Below are 21,966 nucleotides of genomic sequence, written 5' to 3'. Positions count from 1 at the left end.
TTGTTTGAGTCAGGTGAGACATGCCAGACTCGTTGGACTTACACAACAGTTTGATTATTTTGAAAATCGTGGGAAAATCGTCGGAATATTCTAGATATAGCTAAAAATATGAAGTTGAGAGGAATCTGTTATGCCTATATGGGTAGATGCCGATGCATGTCCTAAGGTTATAAAAGAAGTATTATATCGTGCAGCAGAACGTGAAAAAGTACAGGTTACATTCGTAGCAAATCAACGATTAAGTGTACCTAAATCTGCTTTTTTACGTACATTACAAGTTCCCGTTGGGTTTGATGTCGCTGACAATGAAATTGTTTGTCGCTCAGAAGTTGGTGATTTAGTGATTACAGCAGATATTCCTCTTGCTGCTGAAGTGATCGAAAAAGGTGCAATAGCACTCAATCCGCGCGGTGAACGTTATAGTGAAGCGACAATACGTGAACGCCTGGTTATGCGGGATTTTATGGATACTATGCGAGCGAGCGGGATCCAAACGGGAGGACCTCCCACGCTAAACCAACGTGATCGCCAACGGTTCGCAAATGAACTAGATAAGTGGTTATTGCAACAAAAAAAAGTATCTTGAAAGGAGATATCCCCGTCGCAAAGCGGGGGTATTAAGGTTTAACTTCTACGGAATTAGAATTAGTTCATGCGATTGCTACTGATCTTTGATAACTCATGGAGTTATTGTCTATTCCGTGTTATTTAACATAATATAGATTATGCGAATCAATGATGTAGTAGCAAAGTTGTAATGTCCGCTCTGAGCTAAACTCACCATTGCTACGGAGTCTTTCCTGATTTTGCTCTCGAAGTGCGACAAAAATAAAAAACCGGTATTCGCCTGACTGACCTTGGATTCCGCCAAACCGCCCAGCAGAATGATGTCTCCATCTGCTACAGATACATCGATCTTCATTCTTTATGGCTCGTTTTCCCAATAATCAATATCCTGACCACGAAAATTTATAGCGCTGAATTTGTTAATTCCATTTATTGTCGATTTGGTTAAGTATTTGTTTGAATCAGGATATTCACATATCTCAGGGCTTTCCATTGTACTTATAGAAATATAACGTAACATTTCATCGGATGTATTGATAATTTGGTGTGGATATTTATCTCCCGGAGGTATGCAAATAACATCACCCTCTTTGATAGGAATCATGTCATCAGCGATACGAAGTGTTCCAGAGCCATTGATAACAATGAACATCTCCTCTTGTGAATGATGAAAATGATACGGTACTGCGCGTTTTCCCGCAGGAATACAGTCAATAGAAGCACCAAGCTTACAAGCCTGAGTGCCATCTGTCAGAGAAGCCCCTCTAGATGCATAAAGCGGATGACGTTCAACATTATCCAGTTCAATTTCATTTATGTTTTTGATTATAAAGTCATTCTTTGCTTTTTCGTCTATCACTGTTATTTCTCCAATTGGTGATTAGTTGTCCTTCATACATTCAGAGCTATCATGCTTTATTACTGATGGAGGATTCCACTACATGGCATTTTAACAGTGCTGGAAAAAATAAGTGGTTGTGAACACTGCATATAATGTGATCACAACCACGTTGTGCAATTTCAGGGATTTCAGGAATCCAAGGCTTTTGAAACCACATCTTTGAACTGAGTAAGTGAAGCTACACCAACCAGCACATCAACAGGTTTACCGTTCTTGAATACTACGGTTGTTGGAATACTGCGAATACCATAGCGTGCAGCAATGGAAGGTACATCATCAATGTTCACTTCCCCAAATGTCGCACTTTTGTTCATCTCGTCAGCCAGTTTCTCGTAAATAGGAGCAACCATGAGACAAGGACCACACCAAGGTGCCCAGAATCGGACAACAGAAATACCTGTATTTGGATTCACCACATCATCAAAGTTGTTTTCAACAAGCTCAATTAGATTACTCATCATTTCTCCACATAATGTCATTTACGCCTAAAAATCATTTTATTTCAGCTTGATAAATCAGTACTGAAGTTTGTCCGTTCAGGCTATCGTTGTTTTAAGCAACACAGTTCAGTTTTCAATTATTCTATTGAATATCAAAATAAGATCAACCACGATTGGTTTCAATTTTCCATTTTATTTATGAAAGATTTTGTAAGGTTACTAAGTAAACCCAATTTTAAACATCGAAATACAATCGGTTAGTTTGCATCGCCTACCCGTCGACAGAGCTAAAACAATTGTTATCGGGTTGCTATATGTTCCGCTGTATTGATATCGTCATTCATAAAAGTTCTGACAAGAGTACCAATCAGAATCTAAGAACACGTTATTAATGGTCGTGTAATTTTAACCTTGACTAATAGTAAATAACTTTTTTTACTATTATGGAAATTAACGATAATAACTCGTAGGAAGAGGATAATTATGATTGTTTTTGTGACAGGGGCGACCTCTGGTTTTGGTGAAGCGATTGCAAGAAGGTTTATCGAGAATGGCTCTGTAGTCATTGCTACAGGACGCCGTAAAGATAGGTTGGATAAGTTGAAACAAGAGTTAGGTGAAAAATTCCACCCCATCCAATTTGATGTAAGAGATCGCGTTGCAATTGAGCAAGCAATCCAACAGTTACCAGATACATTGCGCAATATTGATGTTCTTGTTAATAATGCAGGGCTGGCATTAGGTTTAGAGCCAGCTCATCAGGCTAATCCTGATGATTGGGATACTATGATTGATACCAATACTAAAGGATTAGTCAATATGACTCGCGCTCTTCTGCCTCATATGGTGCAACTCAATCGCGGACATATCATTAATATTGGTTCCATAGCAGCCAGCTGGCCCTATTCTGGTGGTAATGTATACGGGGCTACCAAAGCCTTTGTAAAACAGTTCAGCTTAGGATTACGGGCAGACTTACAAGGAAAGAAAATCAGGGTCACTGATATTGAGCCGGGACTTGTCGGTGGAACTGAGTTCTCTCAAGTTCGTTTTAAAGGTAATGATGAAAAAGTCGGTAAAACTTATGAAGGAGCGGATGCCCTAACCGCTGATGATGTTGCCGAAGCCGTTTTTTGGGTTGCTAACCTCCCTTCTCGTGTCAATATTAATACATTAGAGATGATGCCAGTTTGCCAATCATTTGCAGGATTAAGTGTACACCGAGATCAATAATCGTATTTTGATGAACTGTTAACTCTATCAATGTCACATTCCACCCAATGTAAGGTTTAATACAATATTTCTTGGGTGGCATCTGTAAATAGCCTAGTCTTTTAAATAACGTGGTTTTGCTAAATGTCACAATGAAAGAGGTTCAAACATGAGCGTCCATAGTTCTCTGATTGTTAATAGTTCTCTGATTATTAAAAGTGTTTCCGCCATCGCCCTGTTATTGTCACTTCTTTGGCAAGTGCCTGCATTTTCTGCTTCTAAGCCCTGCACAGATAGTACATGCGTAACTATCAATGGCGGCGGTGAGAATTCGATAAGCAAAGAAGAGGCTCGTCAAAGCAAAGAAGAGTGGAATGAACAGAGAAATTTACGTCATAAGATTAACAACCGTCGAGAGAAAGAATTTGATAAGTATGAGGTAGAAGTTGATAATCGTGAGGATTGCTTGAAAAGCGTTAACATTAGCGCTTATTGGGAACCAAACACGAAACGTTGTTTGGATATCAATACAGGTCAACCGATCAAACCTTGATAGACTCAACACCGACATCAGAATAAGGAGATGATGGTGAAAAAGATCCTACTGACTGGAGTTTTGTTTTTTGCTCTTTCTCCCTTTGCAGTTCAAGCGTCACAAAAGGTAGCTTGTGAAAATTTGAAAGCAGAGATTGCGCAGAAAATTATTAAAAATGGTGTTCAGGAATCGGATTTTAAGCTTGAAGTCATTCCTAATGAACAAGCTGTCACAGACAATGAGAAAATTGTTGGTCACTGTGATCTTGGCAAAAAAAAGATTGTCTATATCCGCCTTGCTAAATCAACTAGCACACCGATCAGTCATGCAGAACCTCAAAGGTAAAGACAAAAAGGGGAGCAAAATATGCTCCCTTTTTTTATTCGTCAAATGCTGATATTGCCGAAGCATCCAGATAACAAGATAAATCGCGTTCTTCAGGTCTTAAAAGATAAGGGATCTCACCTAGCTGCGGTGCAGGTATATGACGACGTAACCTATCCATCGTTTTAGCATAATGTGCCAATCCAGGATTAATACGGTTAGCAATCCACCCCATAAGGGGCACTCCGTCATTAATGATAGATTGCGCCGTCAGAATGGCATGATTAACACAACCAGCCTGAATTCCTACTACCAGAATCACGGGGAGTTTTTCTTGCACAACCCAATCAAAGTAAAACGTATCATCTTCAAGTAACATGCGCCAACCGCCATTACCTTCAATAATCACGCGATCAGCTTTATGACCTAAATTTCTCAAACTTTTTGTCATTTGAGTAAAATCAGCTCGGTTTCCTTCTTCGTAATTACTTGCCCAAATAACAGGATTGATTTCTTCATAATCCACTTGAATCGGTGAAGATGTCTGTATGATCAAGGCATCACGATTACGCATCCCCTCCGGTGTTTCTTTGGTTTCTGTCGCAATAGGTTTATATCCTACTGCGGTTGTTCCTTCACGATTAAAGATTTGCAGTAATGCGCGGGTAACAACTGTTTTACCAATGTTGGTATCCGTGCCTGTAACAAATAAGCGCGTTAACATAATTCATTTTTCCATGAGAACAGAATAGATAAACCAGTTACTCTTTTAGCGAGCAGGCTTAAAGTGTAGGAGATGTGTTTAAGATAGGGATTGCGTTAGCTCAATGTTTTGCCTGATGGGAGAACATTATCCTTGCATTAGTCCAAGAAGTAACTCGCCACTATAGAGGGATTGCTTAATTAACGCTGCCGCTGCTCGTGTGCCTGAATTAGCAAATTGAGTAGCAACAATATCAACCTGTCGGCTATAACCAGGCAGAGAACGCTGGGCGATTTGTTGCTGAATGGCAGGATATAGAATATGTTGTACATTGTTCAGCGGCGAACCAATCAGGATTTTTTCGGGATTAAAGATATTGACCATGATAGCCATAATGCGACCAATGCGTTCTCCTACATCATGGATGATTTCAGTTGCCAGAAGATCTTCTTTATTTGCAGCCTGACAAAGTAAATCAATCGTTAATGAGGAAGTGTTCAATAAAGAACAGGGGTGTTTTCCTGCAAGAGAACGTGTTTTCTTCAAGATGTTGTTAATACCTACGACGGTTTCAAGACAACCTATATTGCCACAGTAACAACGTTCACCATGAGGGTCGATTTGTGTATGCCCTATTTCGACGACACTATGGTTTCCTGCATGTAGCATTTGCCCTGCTGTCATAATCCCCGCCCCAACATTATCATCAATGACTAGCTGGATAAGGTTCTGGCAATTCTTCCCTGCTCCATATAAAGATTCTGCTATTGTCCATGCTGTTATGCCATGTTGCAGAAAGATTGGCAGCCCTGTGCGTTGGTGTAAAAATGATCCAAGTGGAATATCTTGAATATCATAGTACGGTGAACTATGAATTACCCCATTAGTCGGATCGACAATCGCATTCATAATAATGCTAATCGCTGTCAGGCGTTCCAGAATAGATTGATACCGAAAGAAGAAATCATCAATTTTATCAACGATACAATCTAAGAATGTTTGATTATGAAGTTCTGGGAGCGGTGATTCTTCTTCTGCTACAAGATTACAGCTTAAATCACGCAATCCAATGACTATACTAGCTTTGTTAAGACGGACACATAAGAACTGCCACCCTTCACTCGCTATTTTTAACCCAGTGGCAGGACGCCCGCGAAAACCAAGATCGGGAAATTCAGCTTCCTTCACTAAGTGAGAATCAATAAGCTCTCGTGTGATTTTGGTAATACTGGCGGGCGCCAATTGAGCTTTTTTAGAAAGTGCGATACGCGAGATAGGCCCATATTGATCAATTAGCCGATAAACCAAACCAACATTCGTCTGCTTAATCTGGTCAATATGACTTGGTTGAATATCAACACTCACCCCGCCTCCCGCTATTTAATTTGCTCAGCTAAATAATTAATGATGATTATGTCGCTGTTTAAATTAGAAGATATCCGTTTGGAGTAGAAATGTGATCTTTCACACGAACTTACCTTGATATATTGATTATTACTTTCAATTAACACTTTTCATTCAGGATATTAGAGAACAACAGATCAGTTAACCGATTTGCCGCAGGACTGTTATTGCGATTTATACGTTTAACTAACCAAACTTCCGAATATGTGGGATTGTTTACTAAAGGCAAATATTGGACACCATCCAGTTTCATTCGAGTAAATGATTCGGTAACGATGCTTATCCCCAATCCTGCTGCCACCAATCCCAGTATTGTCATTGCTTCCCCTGCTTCTTGCGAAATCATCGGAGTCACCCCAGCGTTCGCCAACAAGGAGATAATCTCATCGTATAATGCTGTTCCTACATCGCGTTCAAAAAACACCAACGGATAACCGGATAACATCGATAAATCCACGCCTTTATCAGCGTACTTCAATAAAGGATGCCCATCATATACCGCCAAGACAAAACGCTCACGAAAGAGTAAGTGATGTTTCAGGTTATCTGGTAATAACGTATTACGCATGATCCCTATATCAATCCTGCCTGTCTGCAAAGGCGCTATTTGTTGTTTGGTATTCATTTGATGCATGTGGATAGCCACCTCAGGATAACGCTCACGGAACTGGCGTAAACTTAGTGCCACTTTATGCATAAAAGGGGTGGTGGACGTAAAACCAATGGATATCTCCCCTAATTCACCCTGCTGCATTCGGGCAGCTCTGATAGCGGCTGCATCAACTTGGGCAATAACCTGATACGCCTCCTGAAGAAACATTTGTCCGGCGGGTGTCAGGCAGACATTTCTATTATTGCGCTCCAGTAATTTGGCATTTATATTCGCTTCAAGAGCCTGAATCTGCTGGCTGAGCGGCGGTTGAGATATATTTAATCGCTCTGCTGCGTGCCCAAAATGTAGTTCTTCTGCCACAGCAATAAAATAACGTAAGTGCCTAAGCTCAATATTGGTAGCCATCGTTTATCATCCTATTGATACTTTTTAAATATCATTTTTAATGATTAATATATTAGACAATAATTTCACGAATTCCTATTCTTGATCTGAATCAAGTTGTTAACGCTTTTTTTACATAGATAAGGAAATAACGTGAGTATAAGCCAAAGCGTCAGTGAAAAATCAGCAATCTCTGACGTTGAAAGAGATGTTGAAAACACGGTTAACCAAAAGAACAAAAGCAAACAGCAACTTATTCAACGTGAAGATGCCGTATACCTCCGGGTAACCCTATCATTTTTCGCTGCTGGACTGGCAACTTTTGCATTAGTCTACTTTGTTCAACCAATACTGCCTATTTTGTCAAAAGAATTTAACATTTCACCAGCCAATAGTAGTTTAGCCCTATCGCTTTCTACCGGGATGCTATCCATAGGATTATTGATAACAGGCCCTCTATCTGATGCAATCGGCCGAAAAAACATCATGGTAGTATCACTTATCGCCGCAGGTCTTTTTACGCTCTTGAGTTCTGTGGTAACAAGCTGGCATGGGATTTTATTTATCCGCGCCCTTCTGGGGCTATCATTAAGTGGCATTGCAGCTGTTGGAATGACCTATCTGAGTGAAGAGATTCATCCTAGTTATGTTGCCTTATCTATCGGGCTTTACATCAGTGGGAATTCAATGGGTGGGATGAGTGGTCGCTTAATTGCCGGAGTCGTCGCAGATCACTTTTCATGGCGAGTCATTGCCATTTTATTAGGTAGTTTTGCTTTAGTCTCCGCCATCGCTTTTTGGAAGATGCTGCCGGAATCCAGACACTTTAAACCCAGCTCATTAAAACCTAAGGCGTTACTAATCAATCTGAAATTACATTTTCGCGATCAGGGGCTGCCTCTGTTATTTGCTGAAGCTTTTTTGCTGATGGGAAGTTTTGTGACTGTGTTTAACTACATCGGTTACCGGTTATTAGAAGCACCTTATCATCTGAGCCCATCTATCGTTGGATTATTATCCATCGTTTTTTTAACAGGCACTTATAGCGCGATAAAAGCAGGCTCACTAACGAATAAGTATGGACGGGGAAAAGTATTATTAGCTGCAATCAGCACTATGTTCATTGGTTGCGCTATCACCGTATTTTCTCATATCTGGGTCGTTATGCTCGGGATTGTGATACTAACAATGGGTTTCTTTGCCTCCCATGCGGTTGCCAGTGGATGGATAGGACAGAGAGCTAAACGAGCAAAAGCTCAGGCTTCATCAATTTATTTATTCTGTTACTACTCTGGATCAAGTATAGCTGGAACATTAGGTGGTATATTCTGGTTCCATTTTAAATGGAATGGTGTTGCAATATTTATCTTACTCTTGACCGCTATTGGCATTTATTTAGGCTTTAAACTCAATAAATTAGATAAATGATGAATTAATTACCGGCACATGTTCATGGATGCCGGTAATTTTTCAAACAATTCATTGTGGAAACTCTGTTTATTTTTTAATAAGTTGTTTCAATAACACGTTTGGACAGGCAATGTGATAATGTTTGCTAAATGTCCGTCAGTGATTTCAATGTTCCCTTCTTTTTTCAACAAAAATAATATGCGTTGTATACTACTTCGTGAAAGTGTGCATCGTTGCTCTACATATTTTATTACAGTAATATTCTCACGAAACTCATCAGGTAAAGTCATTAATCGAGATAATAGGCTGCATACAATTTCGTTTGAACTATGACGAAAGATACTGATGTCTCTTGCGTAAAAAAAAGCGATTTTATATGAAATTATTCTCATCCATTCTCTATATAGATCATGTTTCTTTATCGCACTCAAAGCATTAACTCTGGAAACCTGATAAATCTTACAATGTGGACCTAATTCAATTGAATAATAAATTTCCGAACCTGAGTAGAAAGATAAGCCAATGATGTAAGGTGAAAATGATGTCGCAATAACCAAACCATCATTTACTCTGCGCACGTTGATATAACCTTGTTCTAATAAAAAAATTTTCGCGAATTCTTTTTCAACTCTAATCAATGTTCCTTGTGTCGGTAAATCGGATGTTATTGATTCTGAATATGGCAATAATGCATCTATCACTTTTTTAAAAGAGTCTACGGGTTTGATCAATTTTTTCATATTTAACGACCCTAATTCATCACCCCATTCCACCAATAAATAATAAAAACCGGGGAAATAAGTGAAAGATTTTCTTATAGTTAACTTTTCCGTTTAATTTATAATTAACAGATTAGTAATCTGTTAGTTTTTATCACAATACCGAAATACTCTGCAATAGACGTTCTTTTTTTCTATGTTCGTTGTTGAATATTTGTTTTATTTTATGTGGATGTTGGCACTTTTTTTATTTATACTAATCAGTATGTTGTAACTAACAAATTCAATGGAACTAAGGATGAGTAAATATATTTCAATAGAATCACTTACAACTTGTTTCAAAAAACAAGAAGAAAAACTATCTGAGTTGATTGGATTGTTAATGACCTATTCACTCATTGATGCGCAGGTATTTGAATTACCTAAAATAGAAAAAGGAGAAGAACATGAACAGATAAACGAAATTGTAGTTAACCTTCGGCAAGGGTACGAAGCCCTCAATTTGGGTCTGCACTTTTATCAAAAGCTATTCATACATCACAATAACCCTAATATTAGTAGCAAAGCGGCAAGCAGGCTTCCTGGTGCTCTATGTTTTTCTGTCAGCCACCAGCAATATAAAGAAGCTATGAACTTAATCAGTGAGGTGAACCAACTAAAAACTGAACTAGAAAATATCGTTACTAAAGAATCGGGGATCAGTAAAGAACAACGATTTGAATTTGTTCATGATCATTTACGAGGCTTAATCACCCTGAATGCCTATCGCACAATTACCCCCCTACTCAACCCTGATTCCATCAACTTTGGTTGGGCCAATAAGAACATTATAAACAAAGTTACCAAGCAGCAAATTCTGGAGCGCCTGGAGAAAAGTTATAATGCTGGACGTTCGGTTCCTCCTTACTCGAGTGAACAATGGGCAGCATTGGTGGCATTAGAAATCACAGATATCAAAAAACTACCTGATGATGCGGTACTGAAAATCAAACGACCTGTAAAAGTTCAGCCTATTACCCGTGTATGGTATTCAGAAATACAGAAGCAAGTTCAATATGCTTGTCCGCTCCCCCTCATTGTTTTCTATACAGAAAATATATATACAGAAAATAGTGAAATAAAGCCAAAAATTGGCACACTACCTAACTATGATGCCAATGCCATTAAACACAGATATAAGCCCAAAGCTAAACCGCTTGAGCTGGTCATTCCTCGTTTGCATCTTTATAGAGAAATTTAAGACATAAAAAACCGGAGTAAATGTTCTCCGGTTTTTTAAATTTAATGACGTAGATGAGCCATTAATCAGTAAGCATTATTTCATGCTACCAACCATGTCTTCTGGGCGTACCCACTCATCAAATTCAGCTTCGGTTAAATATCCCAACTGCATGGCTGACTGTTTCAGGGTTAAACCCTCTTTGTGAGCCTTTTTAGCAATCTCAGCAGATTTATCATAGCCAATATGAGTATTCAATGCGGTTACCAGCATCAGAGATTCATTCAGCAATTGGGTTATGCGGTCGTGGTTAGGTTCAATACCAACAGCACAATGCTCATTGAAGCTACGCATACCATCCGCCAGCAGGCGAACAGATTGCAGGAAGTTATCAATCACCATCGGCCGGAAAACATTCAGCTCGAAGTTACCGGATGCGCCACCAATGTTGATAGCCACATCGTTACCCATAATCTGAGCACATAACATGGTCATCGCTTCACATTGAGTAGGGTTGACTTTACCCGGCATGATTGAGCTGCCTGGCTCATTTTCAGGAATGGAAATTTCGCCAATGCCACAACGAGGACCTGAAGCCAGCCAACGAACGTCATTAGCGATTTTCATCAGGGATGAAGCCAAACCTTTCAGTGCGCCGTGTGAATGAACAAGTGCATCACAAGTAGCCAGCGCTTCAAATTTATTTGGTGCGGTGACAAAAGGCTGACCGGATAATTCAGCAATTTTTTTCGCAACGCGGACAGCATATTCCGGATGAGTATTCAGACCTGTTCCTACTGCTGTACCACCTAAAGCCAATTCACACACGTGAGGAACGCTATCTTCAATGTGTTTCAGGCTATGAGTCAACATCGCTGCCCAGCCGGAAACTTCCTGACCTAATGTCAGAGGTGTCGCATCTTGTAAATGAGTACGGCCGATTTTTACGATGTTCTTAAATGCTTCTGCTTTATCTGCCAGTGTTTTTTGCAGTATTTTCAACTCTGGTAACAGATGTTCACGCACTGCGATAACAGCCGCAACATGCATGGCGGTTGGGAAGACATCATTGGAACTTTGACTTTTGTTAACGTCATCATTAGGGTGAATCAAACGTTCGTTACCCCTTTGACCGCCAAGGATCTCACTACCACGGTTCGCCAACACTTCATTCATGTTCATGTTGCTTTGCGTTCCCGAACCGGTCTGCCAGATAGCAAGCGGGAATTCTGTTGGGTGTTTACCTTCCAACACCTCTTTCGCCGCAGCGATAATTGCGTCACCACGTTCTTTAGGCAGGAGGCCCAGATCCATGTTGACGCTAGCGGCTGCTTGTTTAGTCAATGCAAGAGCATGAATCAGCGCAACAGGCATTTTTTCCTGAGAAATGCGGAAATGCTCCAGTGAACGCTGAGTTTGCGCTCCCCATAATTGGTCAGCAGGTACTTCGATAGGTCCCATTGAGTCTTTTTCAATGCGAATGGCTGCCATTACTATCTCCTTAGCACACAGAATAATTGAATACGCCGGAACAAACTTTGCAGATAAATTAGTCGGCATCTCTTTATAATGCCATAAATTCATTATCGATAATGCGACCTGATCGCGTTTATTGTATTGTTGTCATATAAATAAATTTATTTTTTATCACAGGAAATTCCGCCATGCTGAAAATGACCAACAACATCCAACATTATGACTGGGGAAGCAAAACCGCCCTGACGGATATTTATGGCATAGAAAATCCTGATAATCAGCCAATGGCAGAACTTTGGATGGGAGCACATCCAAAATGCAGTTCACGGGTCACTGATCCGCAAACAGGTGAAACAATTACCCTGAACAATCTGATCGCCAAGGCGCCCGAAAAATACCTTGGGAAAAAAGTAGCTCATCAATTTCAACGATTGCCATTCCTGTTTAAAGTCTTATGCGCAGCTCAACCCCTTTCGATTCAGGTACATCCTGATAAAACATCCGCAGAGGCCGGATTCGCTAAAGAGAATGAACAAGGAATTCCCTTGGATTCAGCACAACGAAACTATAAAGACGATAATCACAAACCTGAGTTAGTGTATGCCCTGACTCCCTTTAAGGCTATGAATGCTTTCCGCCCTTTGTCAGATATTGCTCAATTGCTGAATTACGTTTCTGCCGCTCATCCCGATATTCAGACATTCCTCCAGCATCCAAACGAAAAAAATCTGGCGTTTCTTTTTGCCCAGTTATTGAATATGCAAGGTGAGCAGAAACGCTTAGCCATTGCTGTCTTAAAATCTGCACTAAACAGCCATCAGGGGGAACCGTGGGATACCATCAGAAAAATGACTGCTTTCTATCCCGATGATAATGGCCTGTTTTCACCTCTTCTGCTCAATGTAGTTGAACTGGAACCCGGTCAGGCGATGTTTTTGTATGCCCGCACACCTCACGCCTATCTTGAAGGCGTTGCTCTTGAGGTAATGGCCAATTCCGATAATGTGCTGCGAGCCGGTTTAACCAGTAAGCATATTGATGTACCAGAATTAATGTCTAATCTGGATTTTATTCCGAAATCTGTCGATACTTTGCTGACTGCGCCAAAACAAGAAAAAGATGCACTGAGCTACCCTGTTCCCATCAATGATTTTCGTTTTTCTGTTTATACTATCCAGGAACAGCCAATTACATTGGAAAATGCTTCCGCTTCTGTCCTGTTTTGTTTTGACGGTCAAGTGGTTATCAGTACTGATGAGCAGCAATTGAGATTATTCTCAGGTGAATCAATCTTTTTATCTGCTATAGAAAGAGCCGTAACTGTTCATGGCAATGGAAAAGTAGCTAAAGTATCTAATTAATTATTTTTAGATTCATAGAGTTATATCTATTTTCATCGGTTGTTAGTCACATTTTCAGTGAAAACTGATTAAAAATATTTTAGCTAGACTATACACTTAACAACCATTATTGACATAAATACAAAACGCATACCTCTACCATGTTATATGCGTTAAAAGGATGAGATTTCCACATGAAAAAATCGTTAGTCGCTGTAAGTGTTGTTGTTGCTCTCGGTGCTGTATGGACAGGCGCATCATGGTACACAGGTAAACAACTTGAAAATCGTTTGGATAATTTCATAAAAAGAGCAAACACTGAACTCACAAAAGCATTTCCTGAAAGTGGCATTGCATTGCAAGCAAAAGATTTCACACGAGGTATCTTCAGTTCTGATGTTCGTTTAATCCTGAACATCAAAGATGGTGTGAAAAATGCGGGTCTTCAGCCAAATGAAGAGGTTATTTTCAAGTCCACCATCGAACATGGTCCATTTCCGATTAGCAGCCTGAAGTCATTCAATCTTATGCCGAAGATGGCTTCTATCCATTCAGAACTCGAACAAAGCAATGCGCTGAAAGAACTGTTTGAGTTTACTCAAGGAAAATCGCTGTTTAACTTAGATACCAGAATCAGTTATAACCTTGATCTGTCTTCCAATATTAGTCTTATCCCCATTAATCACACAGAAACCAAAAAAAATGGTGAAAAACGAGTTCTGTCATTTTCTGGGGCAACAATTCAAGCCGATGTTAAACGTGATTTAAGTGCATTCTCATTTTCTGCTAAAAGTGATGAGTTGTCTTTCAGCGATCCGACCAAAAATGAATCCATTATCTTAAAAGATATTGATTTTACCGGAAACAATAAAAAAGGTAATTTCGATATCTATATCGGTGATCAGAGTTATAGCATTGGCGAAATCACCATGCAGGGAATTTCTGACGAACCAAATGTTGCTCTCAAAGGAATAAAAATCACGTCCGATATAGGAGAGAATAAAGATAACCTGGACATCAAAATCGCTTACAGCGTTGATGGCGTACAAATTAAAGACATCAATCTCGGTTCAGGTCAGTTAGTTCTGGGAATGGAAAAATTAGATGGTCAGTCTGTTCGCAAATTTACTCAGGCTTATAATGATGCGACAGCAAAAGCATTAGCTACAGATGAACCTTCTGATGTGGCTTCCTACGCTATTATGAATAACATTCATCTGCTCCTGAATAAAAACCCCCAATTCAGTATCGCTCCTTTGAGCTGGAAAAACAGCAAAGGTAAAAGCTCGGTAGATTTCAAACTTTCCTTGCAGAACATACCAGAAGAGAAAAACTCACTGGCCTTCATGGGGCCGGAAAAGATGATCCGCAATCTGGTTCAAGAATTATCACTGCGTGTTAGCTTGCCTAAAGCGATGTTAATAGAATCTATCGCACAAGCAGATGAGTTGGATGGCAAGGATAAAGCCACCGCAGAAGCCAAAGCAGAACAACAAGTTAATATGCTCACTCAACAAGGTATTAAATATAAGATCCTTACTGATGAAAACGGCATCATTGGCCTTAATCTTCACTACAACAATGACAAAGTGAAATTAAACAATAAGGAATCAAATCTGCATAAATTCCTGCTTGATAATGGTCTTATCGGTCCCTATGATGGTGAGCAAAATCAATCTGATGCTGCTGAACAGCCTGTTGCTGAATAAACAACCCGAACAAGTGATTTAATAACAATAATCACTACGAATAAATAGAACCTGAACCGGGTTCTATCATATTCTTGCCAGTCAACACGTTGACTGGCTTTTTTGTATATGTGAACTTGATAAGAAGGATAAAAAATGATTGATACACGGCTTCCATTGACCGATTTACACCGTCATCTTGACGGCAATATTCGTCCAGAAACCATTTTAGCCCTTGGGCGTCAACATAATATCCCACTCCCTGCTTATGAGTTGGAAGTATTGCGTCCTCATGTTCAGATTATTGAAAACGAACCCAACCTTGTTAGCTTTCTCCAGAAACTAGACTGGGGAGTCGCTGTTCTGGCTGATCTGGATGCCTGCCGCAGAGTCGCCATTGAAAACGTTGAAGATGCTATCAATGCAGGCCTTGATTATGCTGAATTGCGTTTCTCTCCTTACTATATGGCGATGAAACACCAATTGCCTGTCGAAGGCGTCGTAGAAGCTGTGATTGATGGCATCCACTCTGCAAGCCAGCAACATGACATTCAAATCCGCTTAATTGGCATCCTGAGCAGAACATTTGGAGAAAAAGCCTGTTCTCAGGAACTGGCTGGCCTTCTCGCTCATAAGCAACATATCACAGCATTAGATCTGGCGGGTGATGAACTGGGTTTCCCCGGGCATCTTTTTGAACAACATTTTATCCATGCGCGTGATACAGGCTGGAATATTAGCGTACATGCCGGTGAAGCTGCAGGTTCAGAGAGTATCTGGCATGCCATTCGTGAATTAGGTGCAACCCGTATTGGTCATGGAGTTAAAGCTATAACAGACCCGGCTCTGATGGATTATTTAGCTGAACACAATATTGGTATTGAATCCTGTCTGACGTCAAACCTGCAAACCAGTACCGTCAGCTCCTTGCAGGATCATCCCCTGAAAAAATACCTTGAGCACGGTATTCTGGCATCAATCAATACTGATGACCCGGCAGTAGAAGGTATTGAAATCCGCCATGAATATAATGTTGCTGCACCAGCAGCAGGACTGTCGCCAGAACAAATTCGGCAGGCGCAGATTAACGGATTGACAACAGCATTCCTCAGCGAAGCAGAGAAGCAAGCACTGAAAGATAAAGTTGCAAAGCGCTAAGAAGTCCTGTTTGTAACAAGTTTATAAAAAATAAGTCATAAGGGCAGAAATTAATCTGCCTTTTTAGGTTTCAGCATTACTGTGCCTTGATTCATCGGCTGTTTCCTTTTTCAAACGCTGCGCATAACGCTGAGCAAGAACAGCACAAACCATCAATTGGATCTGATGGAAAATCATCAACGGCAACAGCATTATGCCCACCATTGAGGCGGGAAATAACACATTAGCCATTGGTACACCATTTGCTAGGCTCTTCTTCGAGCCACAAAATACAATAGTAATTTCGTCTTCTTTGCCAAATCCAAGCAAACGAGAGCTGTATACATTAATGACCAATACTATGGCTAATAAAATACAGCACACAATACCGATCATAAGCAGTGAATATGCATCAATTTTATGCCAGATACCTTCCACTACGGCTTCACTGAATGCAACATACACCACCAGCAAAATAGAAGAACGGTCAGTCATATTGACCAGCTTTTTATGCTTTTCTACCCAAGCGGCAATCAGGGGACGGGATAAGTGCCCGAGAATAAAAGGCACCATCAATTGTAAGATAATATCTTTTATCGCTTTCCATGTATCTGTATGCGCGCCCCCTTCAAGGTTCTGAATCAAAAAACCAATCAATAGTGGAGAGAGAAACACACCTAATAAACTAGAAGCAGAAGCGCTGCATATTGCCGCAGCAACATTACCACCCGCGACAGAAGTAAAAGCAATTGCAGACTGCACCGTGGCAGGTAAAGCACAAAGATAAAGGAAACCCATATAGACAGTAGGAGACATCCATTCAGGCACAATAAAATGCAATCCCATTCCCAGAATCGGAAATAAGACAAAGGTGCTGATAAAGATCACTAAATGCAGCCGCCAGTGTCCTATACCTGCCAAAATGGCATTACGGGATAACTTCGCGCCATGCATAAAAAACAATAGTGCAATGGCTGCCGTAGTTAAGTGCTGAAACCCTATTTTAGCGTCGCCTTCACAAGGAAAAAACGATGCAATAATGACCACTGTAATCAGTATTACCAAAAAAGGGTCGATTCTTAATTTCTGCAACAGATTCATCAAAAGCGTTTCCTTTGTCTTACCAGTCCGACCGGATCAATTAATCGATCAAGATTGCACGTTGCTCTTTCGCCGATTTTTCGCCGGCTTCAATGAGCTTCATGATTAAAATGGCTTCACTGGCTGTCACAGGGTTCGGTTTTCCAAACAGTATTGCATCACGGATAGCTGCATAATAAGCACCATAGTTGCCCGGCAGAGTGGGAATAACTTGCGTAATCAGGTCATCACCTTGTGACAACGTCACAGAACCATCACGGGCATCATATCCCCAATCTGCTTGTGGTAGCCTTTCACCCGCTTTCAGGCATTCTTCCTGTGGGTCCAGACCATACTTAACGTAGCTACCTGCCATACCGTGCAGTGTATAAATTGGAGATTCTGCTGCCGCGAGCATTGTTGCATGCAGCACGACTTTCAAATCCGGGTAGCTTAGCTGAGCATGGAAATAATCCGCCGTTTCTGCATCCGGGCGTATCATGCCTAAATCCGCCGTGATAGCTTGCGGTTTACCGAAAAGTTGAACAGCCTGATCCAATAAATGTGGTGCTAAATCATACCAAATGCCGCTACCCGCACCTGCGGATTCTCTCCAGCGCTGCCGAACCGCCGGACGGTAGCGATCAAAATGGGATTCATAATATTTCAGATCTCCCAATTTATTTTCTTTTATGAGAGATTTCACTGTCAAAAAACCTGAATCCCAGCGACGATTATGGAATACAGACAGTAACAAATTAGCGTCTTCTGCTTGTTTCTTCAGTGATTCTGCTTGTTCAACTGTAATAGTAAAAGGTTTATCAACGACAACATGTTTACCCGCTGCCAGCGCTTTTTGTGCCAGTGGATAATGAGTATCATTAGGTGTCGGGATCACAATCAGATCAATGTCAGGGTTACTGAATAAAGCTTCCGGCGAGGAAACGACTGATATCGCAGGCCAATCTTTTTTGACTTTATCTGCATCACTGCTGGAGATAGCAACCAATTCAACATTAGGTGTCCCTGCAATTAAGGGAGCATGAAATGTCTTACTTGCATAACCATAACCTACCAAACCCACTTTTAAAAAATCACTCATAGCTGCCTCTGGAAAATGATCGTAATACCGCTCATTAAGTAACAAGACATCAGAAAATATCATCACCTATCACACGTTAGCAAATAATCCCTGTTCCTGTGCTACTATCTCTTTTCTTTATCAAAACTCTCATATGGAATGAAGATTATCTATGCATCAATCCAATGATTATCACCGTATTAACGGTTGGCTATTTGCACCTGTCGCCTATCTCATCATGACATTAATTGCAGCCAGTTTGATGCTTCTGCTATATGCCATGATGTTTATCTACAATAATGAGGCTATTCACCAAATCGGTGGTAACTTTACCGCTATGTGGTATGTCTCCGTATTTTCCACAGTAATGATGTGGTTTTTCACTGTCTGGGTATTGAAACTGCTTTTTATTCGTTCAAAACGTTTCCCGCGTATTTTTATTATTTGGTTGATGGTTTCTGTTTTGATTGCGATAAAGACTTTCGCCTTCTCTCCCATTACTGATGATATGGCAACACGATCCCTATTATGGTCATTATTGGCCGCTGCCATTTTTGTTCCTTATATTAAGCGTTCTTATCGAGTAAAAATGACTTTCACACAAGATCGATAACATACCCCAACATTGATTGTTATCATTGTCCCCACTTGCCTCTCCGCAAGGAGGGGAATTTCTACTCAGACTATAAGCAATATTTCATCTTCCATATTATTTTCAGGTATAGCAATGACTGAATACCTTCTCTTATTTATTGGCACAGTTCTGGTCAATAACTTTGTGTTAGTAAAATTTCTGGGTCTATGTCCTTTTATGGGCGTATCCAAAAAACTCGAAACTGCCATCGGCATGGGGCTGGCAACAACATTTGTTCTCACTCTGGCCTCTATCAGCTCATGGCTGATAAATACCTTTATTCTCGTTCCGCTCGATCTGATTTATCTGCGGACTCTAAGTTTCATTTTGGTCATTGCCGTTGTCGTTCAATTTACTGAACTGGCAGTTCGCAAAACCAGCCCGACACTTTATCGACTCTTAGGGATCTTCCTGCCACTGATAACAACCAACTGTGCTGTACTTGGTGTTGCTCTGTTGAATGTCAATCTATCTCACGGCTTCCTGCAATCTGCCGTGTATGGCTTCAGTGCCGCAGCAGGATTTTCCCTTGTGATGGTGCTGTTTGCCGCCATTCGTGAACGCTTGGCTGTTGCCAATATTCCTGCCCCTTTTCGTGGTTCATCGATAGGGCTTATTACAGCGGGGTTAATGTCTCTCGCATTTATGGGCTTTAGTGGTTTGGTGAAATTCTGATGATGTCATTATGGATTGCTATTGGCGTATTAAGTCTACTCGGGTTAGGTTTCGGCTTAATTCTGGGTTTTGCTGCCCGCCGTTTTAAAATAGAAGAAGATCCGATTGTTGAGAAAATCGATAACCTCTTACCCCAAAGTCAATGTGGGCAATGTAGCTATCCTGGTTGTCGGCCTTATGCAGAAGCAGTCGCCAATAATGGCGAAATGATTAACAAATGTGCTCCCGGAGGGGAGCAAGTTATGCTCAAAATGTCCGAGTTGCTGGGCGTTGATCCACAACCTTTGGATGGTGATGAGAGCGTACAAAATCCTGCCAGAAAAGTTGCTTTCATTGACGAAGAAAACTGCATAGGCTGTACTAAGTGCATTCAAGCATGCCCGGTTGATGCCATCATCGGTGCGAATCGCGCCATGCATACCGTTGTTGAAGATCTCTGCACAGGTTGCGATTTGTGCGTCGCACCTTGCCCAACAGATTGTATTGTTATGATCCCAGTTGCTACCACTACTTCAAATTGGAAATGGGATTTAAACACCATTCCGGTTAAAAATATTCCTGTTACACCTGAATCCACGCTATTCCCTGCTATTAAGCCTGTTGAGGTTAAAATTAATGTTTAATCTGTTCAACTTGCTCAATAAGAATAAAATCTGGGATTTTGATGGTGGCATCCATCCACCGGAAATGAAATTACAATCCAGCGGTACTCCGCTGCGTTACGCACCATTGCCGGATGAATTAATCATTCCCCTACAGCAACATTTAGGACCAGAAGGTGAATTGCTGGTCAAAGTGGGTGAAAAGGTATTAAAAGGTCAGCCATTGACATTTGGTACAGGTCGGACTGTGCCTGTTCATGCCTCCACCTCAGGCACGATTACCGCAATCGAGCCTTGCGTTACCGCACATCCTTCCGGGCTGAAAGAACTATGCGTTCGGCTGCAACCGGATGGCGAAGATCAATGGTGCGAGCGCATCCAGTCTACTGACTATAAGACACTTGATGCCAAAAGCCTGTTACAGCGTATTCAACAAGCCGGTATTGCGGGGTTGGGTGGTGCAGGCTTTCCCACAGTGACAAAACTCCGGGGTGGCCAACACAATCTCAGAACGCTCATCATCAATGCAGCAGAATGTGAGCCTTATATCACAGCTGATGATCGTCTGATGCAGGAACACGCAAGCGAAGTTATCGAAGGCATCCGTATTTTGATGCACCTGCTCAAACCAAAACAAGTGTTGATTGGTATTGAAGATAACAAACCTGACGCGGCTGATGCACTGAATACGGCAATTGAAGGAGATAAAACGATTATTGTGCGGGTTATTCCCACAAAATATCCTTCTGGCGGTGCAAAGCAACTTACCAAGATCTTAACAGGGAAAGAAGTTCCCTCTGGCGGACGTTCTTCCGATATCGGGGTTCTCATGCAGAATGTCGGTACAGTGGTCGCCATCAAACGCGCCATTATAGACGGAGAACCCTTAATCGAACGCGTCGTAACGTTGACAGGAGAAGCAGTAACTTCACCCGGAAACTTTTGGGCGCGTCTAGGAACTCCTGTTAATTTCCTGTTACAACAGGCTGGATTCAAACCCAAAGCAGAACAAATGGTTATTATGGGCGGCCCATTAATGGGTTTTACCCTGCCTGATCTCAATGTACCAACCGTCAAAATCAGTAACTGCATTCTTGCTCCTTCAACACAGGAAATGGAACCTAAAGAGATTGAGGAAGCCTGTATCCGTTGTGGTTTATGTGTCGAAGCATGCCCTGCCGGATTGCTCCCCCAACAACTCTATTGGTTCAGTCGAGGGCAAGAACATGAAAAAGCTAAAAAACATCATTTATTCGACTGTATTGAATGTGGTGCCTGCGCTTATGTGTGTCCGAGCAATATTCCTCTGGTTCAATACTATCGGCAGGAAAAAGCAGAAATACGGGCTATAGATTCAGAAACCCACCGCTCAGCCGAAGCCAAAGTACGCTTTGAAGCCAAACAAGCGCGTATGGAACGAGAAAAATCAGCTCGCGAAGAACGCCATAAGAAAGCCGCCGTTCAAGTTAATAATACTGATAAAGATACTGTACAGGCAGCCCTTTCTCGCATGAAGGAAAAACAGGTAAATGCCGGTGCAATTATCACAGTGCAAGCCGGGCAATCTCCTGATAATGCGGCGGCAATTGCGGCACGTAAGGCCAGAAAAGAACAGTTACGCGCTCGTCAGGCAGAAAAACAGGTTGTAACAAACGTAGAATCGGATACAGAAATATCAGGTGATAGTAACGATCCACGTAAAGCTGCTGTCGCGGCCGCAATTGCCCGTGCCAAAGCCAAGAAAGCTGCACAAAACCAACCTGAGCCTGTTCAGCAACCCGCAGAAGTGGCTGAACCAGAAGACGTTGATCCACGCAAAGCT

The 21,966-nt window shown here is 41.2% G+C and carries 22 protein-coding genes and 1 pseudogene; 13 read left to right on the top strand and 10 right to left on the bottom strand.

Annotated features, from left to right (window positions below; all coding sequences use genetic code 11):
• Positions 1-130 precede the first annotated feature (130 nt).
• Positions 131-586 (top strand): YaiI/YqxD family protein, encoded by a 456-nt coding sequence (locus FE394_RS04465; RefSeq protein WP_319925201.1) that lies wholly within the window; start codon positions 131-133, stop codon positions 584-586.
• Between the two features lie 237 nt (positions 587-823).
• On the opposite strand, the pseudogene FE394_RS04460 reads toward FE394_RS04465, so the two are convergent.
• The 3 genes and pseudogenes from FE394_RS04460 to trxA all read right to left on the bottom strand — a co-directional run.
• Positions 824-913, bottom strand: a pseudogene (locus FE394_RS04460) (bacterial type II and III secretion system family protein); the annotation flags it as partial.
• Positions 914-925: 12 nt separating this feature from the next.
• Positions 926-1,423: a cupin domain-containing protein gene (locus tag FE394_RS04455; protein ID WP_419836306.1), complete on the bottom strand. Its 498-nt coding sequence runs from the start codon at positions 1,421-1,423 to the stop codon at positions 926-928.
• 173 nt (positions 1,424-1,596) lie between these two features.
• The gene (trxA, locus tag FE394_RS04450; protein ID WP_319925199.1) at positions 1,597-1,929 is read right to left on the bottom strand and encodes a thioredoxin; all 333 of its coding nucleotides are present in this window, start codon (positions 1,927-1,929) and stop codon (positions 1,597-1,599) included.
• A 462-nt stretch (positions 1,930-2,391) separates the two neighbouring features.
• Here trxA and ydfG point away from each other — a divergent pair, with 462 nt between their 5' ends.
• The 3 genes from ydfG to FE394_RS04435 all read left to right on the top strand — a co-directional run bounded on the left by ydfG (position 2,392) and on the right by FE394_RS04435 (position 4,000).
• On the top strand, positions 2,392-3,141 hold the full coding sequence (ydfG, locus tag FE394_RS04445; protein ID WP_319925198.1) for a bifunctional NADP-dependent 3-hydroxy acid dehydrogenase/3-hydroxypropionate dehydrogenase YdfG: 750 nt from the start codon (positions 2,392-2,394) through the stop codon (positions 3,139-3,141).
• 148 nt (positions 3,142-3,289) lie between these two features.
• On the top strand, positions 3,290-3,673 hold the full coding sequence (locus FE394_RS04440) for a DUF1283 family protein (RefSeq protein ID WP_419836304.1): 384 nt from the start codon (positions 3,290-3,292) through the stop codon (positions 3,671-3,673).
• 30 nt (positions 3,674-3,703) lie between these two features.
• The gene (locus FE394_RS04435) at positions 3,704-4,000 is read left to right on the top strand and encodes a DUF1161 domain-containing protein (protein ID WP_419836303.1); all 297 of its coding nucleotides are present in this window, start codon (positions 3,704-3,706) and stop codon (positions 3,998-4,000) included.
• A 34-nt stretch (positions 4,001-4,034) separates the two neighbouring features.
• Here the strand turns inward: FE394_RS04435 and bioD are convergent, their stop codons facing one another.
• From bioD to FE394_RS04420, 3 genes are all read right to left on the bottom strand, one after another.
• Positions 4,035-4,703 carry a dethiobiotin synthase gene (gene bioD / locus FE394_RS04430; RefSeq protein ID WP_319925197.1) on the bottom strand — a complete coding sequence of 223 codons (669 nt, stop codon included), beginning with the start codon at positions 4,701-4,703 and terminating at the stop codon, positions 4,035-4,037.
• Positions 4,704-4,829: 126 nt separating this feature from the next.
• On the bottom strand, positions 4,830-6,047 hold the full coding sequence (mlc, locus tag FE394_RS04425) for a sugar metabolism global transcriptional regulator Mlc (RefSeq protein ID WP_319925196.1): 1,218 nt from the start codon (positions 6,045-6,047) through the stop codon (positions 4,830-4,832).
• Positions 6,048-6,186: 139 nt separating this feature from the next.
• Positions 6,187-7,104 (bottom strand): LysR family transcriptional regulator, encoded by a 918-nt coding sequence (locus FE394_RS04420; RefSeq protein WP_319925195.1) that lies wholly within the window; start codon positions 7,102-7,104, stop codon positions 6,187-6,189.
• Between the two features lie 132 nt (positions 7,105-7,236).
• Between FE394_RS04420 and FE394_RS04415 the strand changes: the two genes are divergently transcribed.
• A complete protein-coding gene (locus FE394_RS04415; RefSeq protein WP_419836302.1) occupies positions 7,237-8,511 on the top strand; it encodes an MFS transporter in 1,275 nt (424 codons plus the stop codon).
• Between the two features lie 89 nt (positions 8,512-8,600).
• On the opposite strand, the gene FE394_RS04410 is transcribed toward FE394_RS04415, so the two are convergent.
• Positions 8,601-9,233 (bottom strand): helix-turn-helix domain-containing protein, encoded by a 633-nt coding sequence (locus FE394_RS04410; protein ID WP_319925194.1) that lies wholly within the window; start codon positions 9,231-9,233, stop codon positions 8,601-8,603.
• A gap of 277 nt (positions 9,234-9,510) precedes the next feature.
• On the opposite strand from FE394_RS04410, the gene tus reads away from it, so the two are divergent.
• A complete protein-coding gene (gene tus / locus FE394_RS04405) occupies positions 9,511-10,452 on the top strand; it encodes a DNA replication terminus site-binding protein (protein WP_319925193.1) in 942 nt (313 codons plus the stop codon).
• Between the two features lie 75 nt (positions 10,453-10,527).
• On the opposite strand, the gene fumC is transcribed toward tus, so the two are convergent.
• Positions 10,528-11,922, bottom strand: a complete 1,395-nt coding sequence (gene fumC / locus FE394_RS04400; RefSeq protein WP_319925192.1) for a class II fumarate hydratase — start codon at positions 11,920-11,922, stop codon at positions 10,528-10,530.
• A 173-nt stretch (positions 11,923-12,095) separates the two neighbouring features.
• Here fumC and manA point away from each other — a divergent pair, with 173 nt between their 5' ends.
• From manA to add, 3 genes are all read left to right on the top strand, one after another.
• Positions 12,096-13,268, top strand: a complete 1,173-nt coding sequence (gene manA / locus FE394_RS04395) for a mannose-6-phosphate isomerase (protein ID WP_319925191.1) — start codon at positions 12,096-12,098, stop codon at positions 13,266-13,268.
• Between the two features lie 173 nt (positions 13,269-13,441).
• Positions 13,442-14,956, top strand: a complete 1,515-nt coding sequence (locus FE394_RS04390; RefSeq protein ID WP_319925190.1) for a YdgA family protein — start codon at positions 13,442-13,444, stop codon at positions 14,954-14,956.
• Between the two features lie 135 nt (positions 14,957-15,091).
• Entirely contained in the window at positions 15,092-16,093 is a 1,002-nt protein-coding gene (add, locus tag FE394_RS04385; RefSeq protein WP_319925189.1) for an adenosine deaminase, read from the top strand.
• A gap of 63 nt (positions 16,094-16,156) precedes the next feature.
• Here the strand turns inward: add and FE394_RS04380 are convergent, their stop codons facing one another.
• Positions 16,157-17,173, bottom strand: coding sequence for a bile acid:sodium symporter family protein (locus FE394_RS04380; RefSeq protein WP_319925188.1), 1,017 nt, complete (start codon positions 17,171-17,173; stop codon positions 16,157-16,159).
• 40 nt (positions 17,174-17,213) lie between these two features.
• Positions 17,214-18,254: an oxidoreductase gene (locus FE394_RS04375; protein WP_319925187.1), complete on the bottom strand. Its 1,041-nt coding sequence runs from the start codon at positions 18,252-18,254 to the stop codon at positions 17,214-17,216.
• Positions 18,255-18,405: 151 nt separating this feature from the next.
• Between FE394_RS04375 and FE394_RS04370 the strand changes: the two genes are divergently transcribed.
• The 4 genes from FE394_RS04370 to rsxC all read left to right on the top strand — a co-directional run.
• On the top strand, positions 18,406-18,846 hold the full coding sequence (locus FE394_RS04370; RefSeq protein WP_319925186.1) for a DUF2569 domain-containing protein: 441 nt from the start codon (positions 18,406-18,408) through the stop codon (positions 18,844-18,846).
• 114 nt (positions 18,847-18,960) lie between these two features.
• On the top strand, positions 18,961-19,542 hold the full coding sequence (rsxA, locus tag FE394_RS04365) for an electron transport complex subunit RsxA (RefSeq protein ID WP_319925185.1): 582 nt from the start codon (positions 18,961-18,963) through the stop codon (positions 19,540-19,542).
• Positions 19,542-20,165, top strand: a complete 624-nt coding sequence (rsxB, locus tag FE394_RS04360; RefSeq protein ID WP_319925184.1) for an electron transport complex subunit RsxB — start codon at positions 19,542-19,544, stop codon at positions 20,163-20,165. The genes rsxA and rsxB overlap by 1 nt, the downstream gene beginning before the upstream one ends.
• Positions 20,158-21,966 (top strand): electron transport complex subunit RsxC (gene rsxC / locus FE394_RS04355; protein WP_319925183.1); only part of this gene is annotated, 1,809 nt, incomplete at its 3' end. The genes rsxB and rsxC, both read left to right, overlap by 8 nt.

Origin of the sequence: Xenorhabdus littoralis, from assembly GCF_033949345.1 — a bacterium.
GTDB classification, from domain to species: Bacteria; Pseudomonadota; Gammaproteobacteria; order Enterobacterales; family Enterobacteriaceae; genus Xenorhabdus; species Xenorhabdus littoralis.
This window is presented reverse-complemented; position numbering and strand designations above follow the sequence as displayed.

Excerpts from the sequence above, each read along its gene's own strand:
- manA (WP_319925191.1), top strand. The coding sequence starts at position 12,096 with ATGCTGAAAATGACCAACAACATCCAACATTATGACTGGGGAAGCAAA.
- FE394_RS04390 (WP_319925190.1), top strand. The coding sequence starts at position 13,442 with ATGAAAAAATCGTTAGTCGCTGTAAGTGTTGTTGTTGCTCTCGGTGCT.
- FE394_RS04435 (WP_419836303.1), top strand. The coding sequence starts at position 3,704 with ATGATGGTGAAAAAGATCCTACTGACTGGAGTTTTGTTTTTTGCTCTT.
- rsxA (WP_319925185.1), top strand. The coding sequence starts at position 18,961 with ATGACTGAATACCTTCTCTTATTTATTGGCACAGTTCTGGTCAATAAC.
- rsxB (WP_319925184.1), top strand. The coding sequence starts at position 19,542 with ATGATGTCATTATGGATTGCTATTGGCGTATTAAGTCTACTCGGGTTA.
- tus (WP_319925193.1), top strand. The coding sequence starts at position 9,511 with ATGAGTAAATATATTTCAATAGAATCACTTACAACTTGTTTCAAAAAA.
- FE394_RS04440 (WP_419836304.1), top strand. The coding sequence starts at position 3,290 with ATGAGCGTCCATAGTTCTCTGATTGTTAATAGTTCTCTGATTATTAAA.
- fumC (WP_319925192.1), bottom strand. The coding sequence starts at position 11,922 with ATGGCAGCCATTCGCATTGAAAAAGACTCAATGGGACCTATCGAAGTA.
- bioD (WP_319925197.1), bottom strand. The coding sequence starts at position 4,703 with ATGTTAACGCGCTTATTTGTTACAGGCACGGATACCAACATTGGTAAA.
- trxA (WP_319925199.1), bottom strand. The coding sequence starts at position 1,929 with ATGATGAGTAATCTAATTGAGCTTGTTGAAAACAACTTTGATGATGTG.
- FE394_RS04380 (WP_319925188.1), bottom strand. The coding sequence starts at position 17,173 with ATGAATCTGTTGCAGAAATTAAGAATCGACCCTTTTTTGGTAATACTG.
- FE394_RS04375 (WP_319925187.1), bottom strand. The coding sequence starts at position 18,254 with ATGAGTGATTTTTTAAAAGTGGGTTTGGTAGGTTATGGTTATGCAAGT.
- add (WP_319925189.1), top strand. The coding sequence starts at position 15,092 with ATGATTGATACACGGCTTCCATTGACCGATTTACACCGTCATCTTGAC.
- FE394_RS04465 (WP_319925201.1), top strand. The coding sequence starts at position 131 with ATGCCTATATGGGTAGATGCCGATGCATGTCCTAAGGTTATAAAAGAA.
- ydfG (WP_319925198.1), top strand. The coding sequence starts at position 2,392 with ATGATTGTTTTTGTGACAGGGGCGACCTCTGGTTTTGGTGAAGCGATT.
- FE394_RS04410 (WP_319925194.1), bottom strand. The coding sequence starts at position 9,233 with ATGAAAAAATTGATCAAACCCGTAGACTCTTTTAAAAAAGTGATAGAT.
- FE394_RS04370 (WP_319925186.1), top strand. The coding sequence starts at position 18,406 with ATGCATCAATCCAATGATTATCACCGTATTAACGGTTGGCTATTTGCA.
- FE394_RS04420 (WP_319925195.1), bottom strand. The coding sequence starts at position 7,104 with ATGGCTACCAATATTGAGCTTAGGCACTTACGTTATTTTATTGCTGTG.